The organism is Candidatus Jettenia sp. AMX1, assembly GCF_030263775.1.
GTDB classification, from domain to species: Bacteria; Planctomycetota; Brocadiia; order Brocadiales; family Brocadiaceae; genus Jettenia; species Jettenia caeni.
Map to the genome: position 1 here is coordinate 42,172 of NZ_SZPP01000017.1, position 15,072 is coordinate 57,243.

The 15,072-nt window shown below is 40.5% G+C and carries 12 protein-coding genes; 3 read left to right on the forward strand and 9 right to left on the reverse strand.

Annotated elements, in window-relative coordinates; genetic code table 11:
• The first annotated feature begins 131 nt into the window (after positions 1-131).
• Complete coding sequence (locus tag FBQ94_RS07090) at positions 132-1,760, forward strand: phosphohexomutase domain-containing protein (RefSeq protein ID WP_007221069.1); 1,629 nt, start codon at positions 132-134, stop codon at positions 1,758-1,760.
• Between the two features lie 142 nt (positions 1,761-1,902).
• On the forward strand, positions 1,903-3,402 hold the full coding sequence (malQ, locus tag FBQ94_RS07095) for a 4-alpha-glucanotransferase (RefSeq protein WP_007221070.1): 1,500 nt from the start codon (positions 1,903-1,905) through the stop codon (positions 3,400-3,402).
• Between the two features lie 155 nt (positions 3,403-3,557).
• Here the strand turns inward: malQ and FBQ94_RS07100 are convergent, their stop codons facing one another.
• Both FBQ94_RS07100 and FBQ94_RS07105 read right to left on the reverse strand, forming a co-directional pair.
• A complete protein-coding gene (locus FBQ94_RS07100; protein ID WP_051006161.1) occupies positions 3,558-3,887 on the reverse strand; it encodes a PepSY domain-containing protein in 330 nt (109 codons plus the stop codon).
• Between the two features lie 246 nt (positions 3,888-4,133).
• Positions 4,134-5,354: a ferritin family protein gene (locus FBQ94_RS07105; RefSeq protein WP_007221072.1), complete on the reverse strand. Its 1,221-nt coding sequence runs from the start codon at positions 5,352-5,354 to the stop codon at positions 4,134-4,136.
• Between the two features lie 532 nt (positions 5,355-5,886).
• Here FBQ94_RS07105 and FBQ94_RS07110 point away from each other — a divergent pair.
• Complete coding sequence (locus FBQ94_RS07110; RefSeq protein ID WP_040543590.1) at positions 5,887-6,075, forward strand: hypothetical protein; 189 nt, start codon at positions 5,887-5,889, stop codon at positions 6,073-6,075.
• Positions 6,076-6,078: 3 nt separating this feature from the next.
• On the opposite strand, the gene FBQ94_RS07115 is transcribed toward FBQ94_RS07110, so the two are convergent.
• The 7 genes from FBQ94_RS07115 to FBQ94_RS07145 form a co-directional block, all read right to left on the reverse strand.
• Positions 6,079-6,894, reverse strand: a complete 816-nt coding sequence (locus tag FBQ94_RS07115) for a protein kinase domain-containing protein (protein ID WP_007221074.1) — start codon at positions 6,892-6,894, stop codon at positions 6,079-6,081.
• Positions 6,895-7,218: 324 nt separating this feature from the next.
• Positions 7,219-7,386, reverse strand: a complete 168-nt coding sequence (locus FBQ94_RS07120) for a hypothetical protein (protein ID WP_007221075.1) — start codon at positions 7,384-7,386, stop codon at positions 7,219-7,221.
• A 186-nt stretch (positions 7,387-7,572) separates the two neighbouring features.
• Positions 7,573-8,946 (reverse strand): MBL fold metallo-hydrolase, encoded by a 1,374-nt coding sequence (locus FBQ94_RS07125; protein WP_007221076.1) that lies wholly within the window; start codon positions 8,944-8,946, stop codon positions 7,573-7,575.
• A 441-nt stretch (positions 8,947-9,387) separates the two neighbouring features.
• On the reverse strand, positions 9,388-9,855 hold the full coding sequence (locus tag FBQ94_RS07130; RefSeq protein ID WP_007221077.1) for a protein tyrosine phosphatase family protein: 468 nt from the start codon (positions 9,853-9,855) through the stop codon (positions 9,388-9,390).
• A 173-nt stretch (positions 9,856-10,028) separates the two neighbouring features.
• Positions 10,029-11,564 (reverse strand): hypothetical protein, encoded by a 1,536-nt coding sequence (locus tag FBQ94_RS07135; RefSeq protein ID WP_007221078.1) that lies wholly within the window; start codon positions 11,562-11,564, stop codon positions 10,029-10,031.
• A 148-nt stretch (positions 11,565-11,712) separates the two neighbouring features.
• Positions 11,713-13,455, reverse strand: a complete 1,743-nt coding sequence (locus FBQ94_RS07140) for a hypothetical protein (protein ID WP_007221079.1) — start codon at positions 13,453-13,455, stop codon at positions 11,713-11,715.
• Positions 13,456-13,791: 336 nt separating this feature from the next.
• Positions 13,792-14,520, reverse strand: a complete 729-nt coding sequence (locus FBQ94_RS07145) for a Fe-Mn family superoxide dismutase (RefSeq protein WP_007221080.1) — start codon at positions 14,518-14,520, stop codon at positions 13,792-13,794.
• Positions 14,521-15,072 lie beyond the last annotated feature (552 nt).

Sequence of the window (15,072 nt, forward strand, 5' to 3'; positions counted from 1 at the left end):
AAATAGACAAAATAAGATGGAATATTGGGTAAAAAGATGTTAAGAAAAGATATAAGAGAATTAAGAGAAAAAGCTTTTTATCGTATTGATTTATATCAAATCAATGCATGATACTACCAGGGAGGAGTAATATGAAAAGAAACGATTTTCATGATGCAGCGGGATGCTGGAAGGTTATCCTTTCGAATGTAAAAGAGAACGCAGATCTTTTGAAAGAGATAGAAAGGTTTGCAGGAGAAAATACTGCACCAGCAAAGATCGTTTTCGGAACTTCAGGCTGGAGGGGTGAGATAGGTACGGATTTCACCTTTCACAATGTGCGTGTGGTAACGAGTGCAATTATTGAGATGTTCAAGACCGGTGGAGCGAGATTGATGGAGGCATTGGGGGTAAAGGGTTTTGATGATATGAGGGAACGCGGGGTGATTGTAGGTCATGATAACAGGTTCTTAGGGCCTGAATTTGCCTCGTCAGTAATGGGGTTACTTACAAGAGAAGGGATAAAAGTCTATTATGCAGACGAAGCTACTACGCCTGAATTTTCTGCTGCCATCACGATGTTGAATACAGCATGCTCCATAAACCTTACTCCTTCACACAATCCGGCTAATTATTCGGGGTTTAAATTTAACCCGTCTGATGGTGGTCCTGCGGGCGCCGAAATAACAGACATTATAGAGAAAAATGCAAATATACTGATGACAGAGAATGCAATGATAGAAGAGGTAAAGCCCGAAGGTTTCCAGGAAATAAATACGATACAGCTTTATGAGGATTTTCTCAGGGAACGTGGCACTTTGGACATTGAGAAGATAAGGCGTTTTATAAAAGAGGAAGATTGTTTTATCTGTATTGACCATGTTCACGGCGCTACAAGGGGAAGACCAAACATGCTGCTGGGAGAAAGTCCCAAGATAAAATATTTAAGGACTGAAGATGACTACCTGTTCGGAGGTATACCCCCGGAACCCTCGCCAAGGAATATGCGATTGGTGCTCAATTCCCTGGAAAAGAGTGAAAGCAGGTTTAAATTAGGTGTAATAATGGATCCTGACGGCGACCGGATAAGATTTACCGATGGGAAAGCGGATATTTCTATGAACCACTTTGGAGCTATGGCTCTGCATTTTTTGCATACGTACAAGAATATTTCCGGTGTTCTGGTAAAGTCTGTAGCTACCAGCAACTTTGGAAATGCTATTGCCGATAAGCTCGGTATTCCGGTAAGGGAGACAGTCGTTGGTTTCAAAAACTTCAGGCCATACATGCGCCCGAATGCAAAAGAGCGCGCTATTGTCTCATACGAAGAGAGCGATGGGATATCGGGTTATAACCATACGCTCGAAAAAGATGCTATGTTTGGTCTTTTACTGGCAATCGAGATGATGGCAGTCATCCGGAAAAATGTCAGCGAGTATCTGAGCGAACTTGAAGAGAAATTTGGAGCTTATTATCCTGAAAAGGCATCGATAATGGTTGAGCGTCATCTGACAGGCACAGCGCTTCTTGAAAAACTGTTAAGTCTTAATAATAAACTTTTCCCGGGAAACAAAATAGCTGTTGGAAAAAATAACAAAAAGATTAAGGATGTGATAACTACTGATGGATTAAAGATTGTATTCGAGGATGGTTCATGGCTCTTAATAAGACCATCCGGTACTGAGCCAAAGGTTAGATTTTATGTAGAAACAAGATCTCCGGAGGATCTTGAGGATATAATTAAAACAGCCGAGAGGCTGACAAAAGAGGCCATTGCGTGATAATTTTCATTTCTCAGATCCATGAAACAGGCAATGAATCTGCCAGATAAAAATCTTTTTCACGAAAAGCGAAGAGGTTGAATTTCCTATACATTTAAACGGATATAACCGGATTTTGTAAGATTTATAAACGAGGAGAAATATGAAAAGAAGGGGTAGCGGTATTCTGCTTCACATTACTTCACTCCCATCACGGTATGGAATTGGTGATCTTGGTACATGGGCCTATAAGTTTGCAGATTTCCTTGCAGAAACCAAACAAAGTTTTTGGCAGATACTTCCGTTAAATCCTACCGATTTAATCCATGGTAATTCTCCTTATAATAGCGTATCTGCTTTTGCAAGTAATACTTTGCTTATCAGCCCGGATCTTATGATCCGGAACGGTCTCCTCGAAAAAAGCGATGTTGAAGATACTCCGGATTTCCCGGATAATCAGGCTGACTACCATAAGGCCATGGTATATAAAAAAAAGCTCTTTTACCAGGCGTATGAACGTTTCAAGGAAGATAGCAGTAATACCTATGAATATGAAAAATTTTGTTTTGAAAACGCATACTGGCTTGAAGATTTTGTGCTTTTTATCGCACTGAAAGATTATTTTCACGGACAGGCTTGGAGTGAATGGCCGTGGGAAATACGGGATAGACAACCAGAATCTTTACAAATGTTTAAAGAACAGCATCACGATAGAATTACCATGGAAAAGTTTCTTCAGTTTTTGTTCTTTCAACAATGGTCTTCACTCAAAAGCTATTGTAATAATCGCGGCATCCAGATATTCGGCGACATGCCTATTTACGTGTGCCATGATAGCGCAGATGTTTGGGCTAATCCTGATTTATTTAAACTTAATGAAAAAAAACAACCATACTGTGTTGCGGGTGTACCTCCCGATTACTTTAGCAAGACAGGGCAGCTCTGGGGTAATCCTGTATATCGATGGGATAGATTAAAAGAGACAGGGTATACCTGGTGGACTCAAAGAATACAGCAGAATTTACATCTCTTTGACATGATACGAATAGATCATTTCCGTGGCTTTATTGCATATTGGGAAGTCCCCTCAACAGAAAAAACAGCTATTCACGGGCGTTGGGTTGAGGCGCCGGCGGAAAATCTGTTTACCACGCTCCTGAAACATTTCCCTTATCTTCCCATTATTGCCGAAGACCTTGGTACCATTACTCCTGACGTAAGAGAAATTATTCGCCATTTTGACTTTCCCGGCATGCGGGTGCTTCTCTTTGCCTTTGGCTGGGATCTCCCTACAAATCCCTATGCGCCACACAATCATATAAAGAATTGTCTGGTGTATACCGGAACTCACGACAACAACACAGTAAAAGGATGGTTTGAGAAAGAGGCTACGCAGGAGGATAAAGAAAGGTTGTTTCGATACATTGGACGGGAAGTATCTGTGCAAGATGTCCATTGGGAATTTATCAGACTTGCAATGGCGTCTGTTGCAAATTTAGTAATCTTTCCTATGCAGGATATTCTTGGCCTTGGCGAGGAAACTCGCATGAATTACCCTGCTACCACGCAAAAGAATTGGCTATGGAGACTTTTACCTACACAATTGGACCCGCACATAACACAAAAACTCCTCAGGATGACTGAAATTTACGGAAGAGCATAGGGTAGAGGAAATTCTCATTTCATCGGTTGCTAAATATTTTTTTATTAAAGAAGAATTAAATGGGTATAAGCACAGTCTTAAGGTCTTAAGATGCTATTGTGATAATTTTATGCGATTTCCCTGGGGTGCTAAATAGCTTTGTCTGTTCTCTCTACTCAACGTCTTGTCTCTCCAGTCTTGGGATCGATATATAACTTGATCTTCCTGCCGTCTTCGCGAAGTTCGACTTCCCAAAGCCCCTCATCAAATTCGACATTCGTGATGACGCCCTGATTGCGGTCTTCAAGCGACTGTACGATCGCTGAGAGCGGTTTGGTGTTTGCCGGTGGCAATTCATCATCGGAATCATCTGTCTTTCGACGCTTCTCCTTACCGGACTTTGGGCTATGTAAAGTTCGAGGCAATCGGAACTTTTGCAAACCTTGATCTCCCACAACGAATCGTCGAAACCGGCACTCGTGATGATTCCCAATTCCTGTTTTCATAATTATTTCCTTTATTTCCCTAAGCGACGTTTTGGCAGTGAAAGAGGGGAGACAAAATATTTTTGGTTGTTTTCACGCCAGAGAAGACCCTCATTGCTTATATATATAATACATAAGGGCGAAGCATTTGCTGGTTGTGGAACAGGCACATCTTCATGTGCCCTGTATCTTGCAAATGCTTCGCCCCTATAAACAACATTGCTACGGCCAATAGGATATTACATCCTGAACGAGCCGGATATAAATTTATGTTACGGCCATTTTCTCTCTGTACTCTTCAACAGGATGCGGTCCTGCCAGTTCTTGCCTGTAATCGTGTCCTTCCTTATCGATGATCCTTTCAATAACCTCCTGGCTTGGAACGCCTCCTGCATTCAGTATTTCCTGGTGCTTATAGTATCTGTGATCTTTGGGAACACGTTCTCCGGGGACAAATTCCGTATCCATGGCATTGTAATTATACTGAGTTCTCAGTATATGTCCTACGTAGGCTATATTAGACTTAAATAACAAGAGATGAGAGAATCCGAAAGGGATAAGCTCTTGCGGATCACGGTTTTCGTATTTTTTTATCATATCCGCAGCCAGCTTGAGATGTTCAATTTCCATGGCAAGATTCTTTTCCCAAACCCTCTTCGATCTGTCGTCATAATCATTTTGCATCAATGAGTAGTACAGCCAGCATTCGGTTAATTCATGAAAAAACGCCTGCTCAAACCAGCTCATTTTTGGATCAAGCAAAGACTCATAGTGGGTTACGTGTTGTTCCTCAATTTGGGCAATTTCAAGGTAAAGACCTCTTCCTGTGCGATCCTCTATCCTATTGCCTATATTCATATAAAAGTTCATTGTCTGCTGTTCACCCGAAAGAAGCGTTAGAATATGGAGGATGGTCATCGGGTCTGCCGTATTCTTGTCGGCATATCTTCTTACGTCGTCAAAAGGATAACGGTGTTCCAGCGCCGTTGGTCTCCCTACGGTTATTTCTGTATATTGTTTCGTAACCGATGATGCTTCCTTTCCCATGGTAAGTTTCATAAGATTTGCATAGCGGTAGAGATGATCAAAATCCTCCAGGAGTCCAAAATCAAATGCCTGTTTCACATAGGGGTCTTTTTCATTTTCAGCCAGGTATGCAGTCAGGTCAACGGCAACCTGCTCGTAACCTATGGTTACCTCTAGATTTGACTCATTTGCGGGTATCATCCAGTTTATCTCTTTCTGTTGGCACTGCTCTATTCTTCTTACCAATGCTAACTTCTTCTTGAGTTCCATATCATCGGTATGTCTGGCAAACTGATGGGAAAACAAGGCGCCTTCTACCTCAACCCCGTTCATTAATATTCCGGCTGTCCTTGCATAAGGATGAATGGTATTCTTATCATACGGTTTGGTATTCAATTCATTCCAGTTTTTAAACTGTTTTTCAATAGGCATTCCTTTTTCTTTTAAGGGATTAAAAGCCATACGATGTCTCCTTTGTGTAAAATGTTAAGGAATTAAATAATTCAGAAAATAAATCTCATGGTATGAGAAAATTTCTCTTATTCGGTGTGCTGTTACTATGGTATTTGTTAGTGAATGCGTAAATCTTAAATTTTTTACTACCACTCAGACTAGTATTTCTTATTCAGATTTTTTGGATAGTTCCAATAAGGTGAGGGAGAAGAATGAGAGGTGATTATAAAAGTTTACAAACAACATCCAACAAACAAAAATTATAAAGATCTCATAAATTAACGGACAAATACTATTTTTTGATCAGGGAATATGGAGAAAATGGCATACCAAACTATAAAAAAATTATAAAATATTGCATCTTGTCAGGAAAATTCCTAAAAACCTTCTTTCTCAAATTAATAGAATCACTGAATTTTATTACGTAATAAGTCAATAATAGAATAACATAGTGAGCTACAAAGGCTGAGAAATCTATGGTATTTACGTACTGCTATAATAATTTAGAATAAAAAAAAGATTATAAGCTTTATCGTACGATATGAAATTTAATAAAAATGATGCTGGTAAAATACTAATGAATCCGTGTGGCATGACACAGGAATGTGACATACCACACTGTGACATGATACAGGAAAAATACGTTATTCTTCATGAAGGAAATAAACCTAAAAGATTGTCTGAAAAGATGAAACGGAATGAATTCGCCAAAAAGATACTTGCTTTATAAAAGCTATACTGCTTCTAATTCGGCTTTTAATGTTTCTGCGGAATAGATGCGATTATTAGGGTCTTCCTCCAATAGTCCTAAAATAATTCTGTCTAATTTATCCGGAACGGTTTTGTTGATTTCTTTTGGGGGGATATTTGCCTCTTGCCATAATTTTTGTGTTAAAACCTGATAAAGAATCAGGCCGATAGAATAAAGGTCAGAAGTTGGATTCAGTTGGACTTTTTGCAGCACAGATTTTTCGTTTTCGCCATCAGTGAGATTCCGTAATAATCGGATCATCTGTTTTTGTTCCGGTGAGGCATATTCCTTGCTCATACCACAAATAATTTCCCCTGTTTTTATAGTACATTCAAGATCTATCAGCGCTACCGTACCAGTACAAGGATTCAGAATGAGATGGCCCGGTTTGATATCCGAATGAATATATCCTTTGGAATGGATGTGCTGTAAGGGTAACGTAGCGTGAGAAAAATATTGAATCACGTGTCCGATTTCACGTTGGTCCGGCAAATCCTTTTTCCGGTAATATTCAACAATGTCTTCCCCCCCGAAGTGCGTCATAATAAGATAGTTTTGGGCTATCACCGATTTACCATCCTTATACATGATATCATTTCCCTCCTTGTATCTCCCGGGGATTTGAGGATGTGAGAAGAGTGAGAGGATCTTATACTCTCTCGAATAGTTGTTGGCAGGAGAGTATTTCATGCCCCATTGGTTTGTTTTAAATTCAGAATTACAGAGGGTGGCATAATTTGCCCGATGTCCTGGTGTGATCTTAAATTCATGAAAGTGATACTGGCTGATAGAATACACGTTTAACCCTATACTTGAATTAAATTTCAGGGGTTAATTCAGATGTTTCATTGCTAGTATACCGGTAACTTCGTGTAAAGTAAACGAGAAATTGTTGAGAGATTTTAAGTGAATTATTTCATTGCAAATCTTACATAAGGAGAGGCCGGGCGGTATATCTTCGCCCGGCCGTGGAGTGAAGCGCTAGGGTTATTGGGCGCTTCATGGCCTGGGTTGGCCAACAGTGTGTTTTTATTACCGCACAATGAATACCATCTCATGGAGTATTCGATACCTTATCCCATTCAGCATGAGGTGTCCCGCCGTCAGAATGAATCAAACGGGTTATTGTTTACTTTTCTTTTGCTCTTGTACGGTATGTTGTATGTTTTGCACAACTTCCTCTGGCGTCGTTCCGGCTGCTTTTGCTGCTTTTTCAATGTCCTCCATGGTAATATGATCCTTGTTCCCATGATCAGCATTTGCCTCACCACAACCACAACTCATACACATAGGTATCACCACCTTTCTCTTGAAATTCTATAAATTCTGTCAAAAAAATTTTTTCTATTCCGTTCTGTAGGGCAAGGCTAAAGTCTCGCCCTCCATCTCTCTCCTATCAAAGATAGCCTCCTGTATGATTTATATAAATACCGAATGAGAGAACCATGATCAGGGGTGTTTTTCTTTCAGTTATCTCTAGGTTACGATAGGGCAACCGATCGCAGAGCACGCAGTCATTGAGCCCAGCCAATTTTCTACTTCTTCGAATCCATTCTTTTTTAAGAGCGAAGCAGCAATGGTAGCTCTTTTTCCGGTGCTGCAAAATACGGTTAATGGGTGATGGTCTCCGGGAATTTTATCTAAATTGTCAGGCAGTTCACCTACATAAACATTGACAGCATTCGGCAAGTGGCCTCTTTCAAATTCTTCTTTACTCCGGACATCCAGAAGAGTGAAATCTTCTTTAGTATTTATACGCCGTATAATTTCTCCTGCATAAACAGTAGGAATGCTTTCATACTTACGGCCGCTGATTTCCCATTTATGCACTCCCTTTTCAAGATAACCAAAAATAGTATCATATCCGATTCGTATTAAATACCGGACAGCAGTCTCTACCTGATCGTACCCGTCAACAATTAATCCAATTGGCTTATCGTACGGCAGAAACCAACCGGCAAAAGAAGGAACCATTTCTAAAGGAATTGCAATACTACCGGGAATATACGCCCCTGCAAATGCCTCTGGACTGCGCACATCAAGTATGATCATTTCTTCGTTCATAGCCGTCTTATCAAATTCTTCAACGTTACCGGGTGCAGGCTTTGGTAAGTTTTTCAGTAAAGGTGCGCCTTCCTGGTTTAGTCTATGCATTCTCTTAAAATAGGGCGGTTTATAATGATGTTCGTTAACTTTATGCCTGATAAACTCATCACGATTCTTCTGAAGGATGGGATTGTACTTGCGTTCATAACCGAGGGTTGAAAAATCTCTCGATGCAATACCGGCGCCACATACAGATCCGGCGCCGTGTGCCGGATGAATAATTACCTGGTCGCCCATCGGAAGGAGCTTTTTAAAAATGCTATTGTACAGGAGATCTGCAACCTCTTCAGGTTTGTCCGGGAAAAAATCAGTGCGCCCAACATCACCGATAAAAAGAGCGTCTCCGGTAAATACCGCTATCGGGTCTCTCGTGCTGAATTTTTTGTCAGCTAAAATGATTGAGATACTATCGTAGGTATGACCCGGCGTTTCAAGTATTCGAAGGATGCAATTTCCCAATAGAAAACAGTCGCCCTCAGATACAGGGTTTCCGTATTGAAAAGGAAGATGTTTACTATGATAAATCTCCGCCCCGGTCTGGTGCGCTAATTCTTTTGAGCCGATAAGGTAATCTTCATTACGATGTGTTTCGAAAATGTGGGTAATTTGCGTATCGTGCTGATAAGCAATATCTCTGTAGATATCACAATCACGGCGGGGGTCAATTACCGCTGCCTTACCTTTATCACCGATAATATACGATAGGTGTGCAAGTCCTTCAGAACGAATTGTTTCAAGGAACATTGTTATGTCCTTTCCTTATTGAAAAATAAACCTCTTGGGGAATCTGTAGGGCAAGGTTAAAGCCCATACGCATCAAGCTAAACGCTACCCGACTTGTTCCCAAACTCTGTTTGGGAACATGCATGTCCGAGAAACTCTGTTTCTCGAATCAAGAAGGTGCTGATCGTATGATCTCTCAGAACTATGGAATCTCGAAACAGAGTTTCCAGGCAATTGTGTTCCCAAACAGAGTTTGGGAACAAGCTACTACAAGCCATAAGAACCATTATAGGCTCGAAGGGCTGGAAGGTCTATAGGCTAAGGATGAAGGCTCCCTGGATACAAAAATCCTTAGCTTGATGCATATGAAGTTAAAGCCCTGCCTTAGGTTGGCTCTGTTTTTTCAGGAATTGTTGGCTGTTGTATGAAAAAAGCAATTGTATCTTGTATAAAATTATCCCATTACCTCTTGCCTGCCATGGTATTTTGGTTGATGTAGTTTATAAAAAATTCCTTTAAACCAGGCACATTGCACTCAAAACCCATTGATTCGGCTTTCTGAAGCGCCTCCTCACCTGTCAGTCCCTCTTTTAAAGCTAAATATATCATGGCCAGCGCTCCGGAACGTTTTCCTGTGTGACAGTGAATAAATATCGGTTTCGGCATATGTTCAATTTCAGTGCGAAATTGATCAACTTGTTCTGACTTAGGCCCTTCTATTGAAGATACGGGAATATTCAGATATTCCATACCTGATTCCCGAACAAGTTCCCCCTCTTCCTGAGGTGAAAAAGACATATCTTCTTCTCCTCCTGAGGTACGGAGGTTAACTACCGATTTAAATCCCTGCTGAGGTAATTTTTTAATCTCCTCTTGTGATGGCTGACTTGAGGATGTGATATCCTCGCTGATTTTCATCTGATCTTTCATAAAAAAATCTCCTTTTTTGTTATCGATGCGTTCTTAATTCACAAAAATACGCATCAGTAAATTTTAATTATACTAAGAAAACCGGGTGGAGGCCGGAAAGGAGGGGAATCAATTTTCCGGTGGGCATGACCCTGATGGTAATTGATTATTTCAGACCTCCACCGCGCTATTTTTTATAGCTGGCGCATAAATGCTACCAGGCCATTCTTTTCTTCCTGAGTAAGCTTTAAATTCAGAATAAGATTGAAGAATTCTACAGTATCCTCGAGTGTCAGAAGCCGGCCATCATGCATATAAGGTGGCGAATCTTTAATTCCGCGAAGGGTGAAGGTTTTAATAGGGCCTTCAGCAGTAATCCATTGATCATGAATTATACGTGGATTATAAAAACGCTCAACCCTCAGGTTATGCATCTTATCATCAAGGTAAAATGGCGCAGGATGGCATTTTCCGCAGCGTCCCTTTCCAAAGAATACCGTTTGACCGAGAAGCTCTTCTTTTGATGCCTTTTCCGGATCAAGCATACCGAATTCGTCCAATTTTGGCGCTGGTGGAAAATCAAGTATATTCTGCATCTGTGCCATAAAGGATACCTGACTGGTGCGATCTGGAAGATTGGTTCCTTTTTTGGCCGCAGTCACCGTATCACCGTCAAAGTATGCTGTACGTTGCTCGAATTCTGTAAAATCCTCAATAGACCTTAATGACCTTTTAGAACCGTGGATCTGTTGGTTAAACATCCCTCTCAGACTTGGGCTATCGAGTCTAAGACGAGCAGCATTAGGACGGGTGTCGGGATTAAGATGAAAAGCGCCGTTCGTGTGACCATTAGCATGGCAGTCCAGGCACGAAACACCAAAACTCGCCTCCTCAACCAGTCTATCCTCGGTCTGATTGAATTGTTGTTGTGGGAATGGGGTGAGGAGTAATCTCAGGCCCTCCATTTGAACAGGTGTCAGGATGCCGGTCATAATCTCGTAGTAATTTTTGAGGGAAAGGAGCTTTCCTTGCGATACATCTCCTAAATATGGCCGTGTTGTTAAGAAAATAGGAGGTGGAAATTCTGGCAGAAAATGGTCTGGAATATCAAAATCGACATCAAACCGTTCAAGAGATCGCTTTTCCAGCTTCAGTATTTCATCACTATGGAACTTCGGAAAAACCTGACCTCCAACTGCATGTTTCACATGGGGAAGAGGTAAGAAACCTTTTGGAAATAAATCATTGTTCCGAATTTCTTCGGGTGACATTTCGGATAGCTTTTCCCAGGTCATTTGCTCAGGTAGTTTAACCCTTACGCCTTCCTGAATAGGTTTACCACGGGACATTGTCACGCCCGTAGCCGGATGGTCGTTTAAGTCATAGCGATCATTCAGTAAACTCCTCTGATTTTCCATTACCTTAGGTTTTTCTTCCTTCATCCTGGACATAACTGTTGGAAAGTCCTCTTTGATAATAATAGGAAAATAAAAAGTCGGTCCCCTGTTTTCGGGTAATTTTGGGCCAGGTACTTTTTCCTCATGCGATTGAGCGCTTTTCAATGATCGGGAATGGCTTTCCTTCTTTATAGTCTTATTGTTTGCTGGCTCTCGCTTCGTATCTTTTTTGCGTACAGGTTCTTGTGCACAGGCAGTACTTAATAAAACACATCCTGCGGTAAGCAGTATGAGCAACTGTATTGTTCGAAACCCCTGCGCTTTTTTTCTCATATATTTCTCCTTATATCTTATCTATTTGATATCACCTGAACGGAAAACCGGGAGAACATCAGGTGGAGGCCGGAAAGGAGGGGAATCAATTTTTGGATGCCGTATATTGGCGATTGATTATTTCAGACCTCCACCACTCTAGTATTTTTTATAGCCGTAGCATGAATGCTACAAGATCCTTCTTCTCTTCCTGGGTAAGTTTGAGCTCAAAAATCAGATTGAAAAACTCTACTGCATCATCCAGGGTTAATAATCTTCCATCATGGAAATATGGTGGAGAGTCCTTTATACCGCGTAAGGGAAATGTCTTGACAGGACCATCGGGGGCAGCCATTACACCATTGGTCAAACATGGCTCGTAAAATCGTTCGAGTTTCAGATCGTGCCTTTTGTTATCTGTGTAGGCAGGTGCTGGGTGGCAAACGCCACATTTAGCTTTCCCGAAGAATAATGCCTGGCCACGCGTCTCTGATTCTTTTGGATTCTGTTTAGGATCCAGCATGCCATACGCATCAAGCATAGGAGCAGGAGGAAAATCCAACATCCTCTGAAATTCAGCCATAGCTTCTACCTGGAGCCGGTCAGGCTGAAAAACTCCCTTCTTTGCTGCCGTTACATGATCGCCATCGAAATAGGCAGTCCGTTGCTCAAACTCGCTGAAATCCTCTATTGTTTGAATAGACCGCTGCAAACCAAAGAACTGTTGTGCATATACACCTCGCATGGTTGGAGTATCGAGACGTTTACGAAATGGTTGAGGACGCAGATCCTGGAGAAGCTCTGTACTTCCATTGGTATGTCCGTTTACATGACAATCCAGGCAGGCAACTCCAAGCGTTGCATGTTCAGTACGGCGATCATCCGTTTGGTTGAATTCCTGCTGGGGAAAAGGAGTTACTAATAACCTCAAACCTTCAAGTTGCTTAGGATTCAATATACCCTTGAATATATCAGAAAAATTTTTAATATTTACCAATTTGCCCTGGGTAACATCACCGAGATCTGGCCGGGTAGTAAGAAATAACGGTGGTGGGAATTCAGGTAAAAAATGATCCGGCAGGTCAAAATCCACATCAAACCGATTCAAGTCTCTATCCTCCAATCTCTTGATCTCATCAATCTCGGATTTAATAAAGACCATGCCTCCAATTGCATGGTTAGGATGAGGTAAGGGCAGAAACCCTTGAGGGAAGAGTCCTTTTCTTTCGATATCTTCAGAACTCATCATTCCTAATTTATCCCATGTCATACCTCCTGCTGCCAGTTTTACCCGTACGCCCTCCTGTACCGGTTTACCCCGGGACATTTTTATACCCTGAGCCGGTTTGTTACTGAGGTCATAGCGTTCTTCAAGTAAGGCATTATGCAGTTTTGCCGCTTCGGGTTTTGCAGCTTTCATCTTTTCCATCATCATGTCAAAAGGTTCTTTTATGGCAATAGGGAGAAAACTGGTACCCATCCTTTTCTCTATTTCCATCCTCTGCACAGGTGTTATCCTGGACTTTCCTTCATTACCTTCTTTTAGCCCGGTCATCAACTGCTTTTCTGCTTCGGATATCTCTCTTTTGCCAAACATAATCTCTTTTTTAGACACCTGTTTCCCGTCCATCATCATCTTCTCAGATTCTACATCCTGGCCTTCCATTATCTTCTTCCCAGGCTCCTCTTTTTGGCCTGGGGCTGTTTCCTTTCCCATTATCCCTTCTTTAATATCTTTCATTTCCTTTTTAAAAGTCTCTACCACATCGGAAGTCATCTCTATATCAAAAATCATTCCCTGTCCCGGCTCTTTATCCTTTTCAGATTCATAAGCAAAGGTAGCTCCTGTGAGAACGCATCCTATAGTGAGCGCTCCTAATAAATTTCCTGTTACAAATTTCATTTTTTTCATATCCTTCTCCTTGCTTAAGACTATTTTTACCCTGAATTATATACCTGCAAACTTCTCAACAAAGACAATACCCGACTCATGAATTTTCTGTCGGGTATTATTTAGTAAATTTATTTCTATCTGCTTCTCTATTTCTTAGCATAAATTTCAAAATTACTAGCCGAAGGATTTTTTAGCATTCTCAATTTCATTCTTACTTACGAAACGTATGAATGGAACTATCATGGAAAATCGGGTGGAGGCCGGAAAGGAGGGGAATCAATTTTTGGATGCCGTATATTGGCAATTGATTGTTTCAGGCCTCCACCACCATTCTTTTATGATTTCTTATTACTCCTATTTTATCATACTTGCCTCTGCGGGGATGGGACGGTTAGCTAATCTCGATTCCGCAGCAGACCAATTAATATTCTTAAAGAAAGCCTCAATATAATCAGTCTTCTTTATACCGTAATCAGGCATAAAGGCATGCTCAAACACATCCATTATTAAAATAAGGTTACCGCCTGCAAGATGGTTGGTATTATGTTCATCTATCCAAAAATTAACAAGTTTTCCATTTGTAGTATCCTGATATAAAGCGGCCCAACCTATACCCCTCATTCCTCCTACTGCCCTGAAATCTTTTTCCCATGCACTATAGCTTCCAAAATCATCGTTTAGCCTTTTATTAAGGGTTTTTCCTATATCAGTACGGTTTTTCGTCAGATTTTCAAAATAATATTCATGAAGCCTCATCCCATTGTATTCCCATCCAAGTCTTCTCTTTAGCCCGGCAAACTCCGGACTGCTTATGTTTCCATCTTCTAATATCTGTGATAGAGCGTTTACGAGCTTATTCGTATTTTTCACATACCCCTGGTAAAGAGTAAAATGGGTTTTTAAAGCATTTTCACTAAATCCATCTATTCCTATCAAACTTGAGTAGTCCTTTGCGTTATAATTCTCTGGCATGCTCTTTGTTTCCTTCTCCAATGTTTTTGCATTGAGATATGAAGTATTGCCAAGGAATAAAGCCGCTCCACCTACACCTGATGCTGTGAGAAATTCGCGTCTATTAAACATTTGAGCCTCCTTCTATTCCTAAAATATCATAGAAGACAGATAATTTATTTATATGGGCATGAAAAACAAAGATATGCTTTACAGACATCTGTGTTGTAAACCATATTTATTAATAATAATAAAAATGAGGGATCATGCCTCAATCATGTGGTAACTGTTATGGCAATACGCTTGCCATAACAGTTCCTTAGGAAGAGATTTATCATAAAAATATACTTAAGTCATAAATCTTTACTAATAATTAGTTTATGATTATAATTTAAATATTCAAAATTATTTATTCATTTTTATCAATACATTATCTTAGCTTTATGTATGTACATACATACTCATTTGTAAGCAGTAGTTTTAAATAGTTATAAGGTAAATATCTAGGTTTTATTGTATCTGTTTGAAAAAACATACGGAAGTTATGGAATTGCATGCATTTTTTTTCTGAATTCAATAGGAAAATTGGGCTTTGTTGCACAAAGCCGGATAAATATCTGATATACTAAGAGAATAAGGGAAAGAGTACCATAAATTATTTTGTAGGATAAGTATATCAGTATG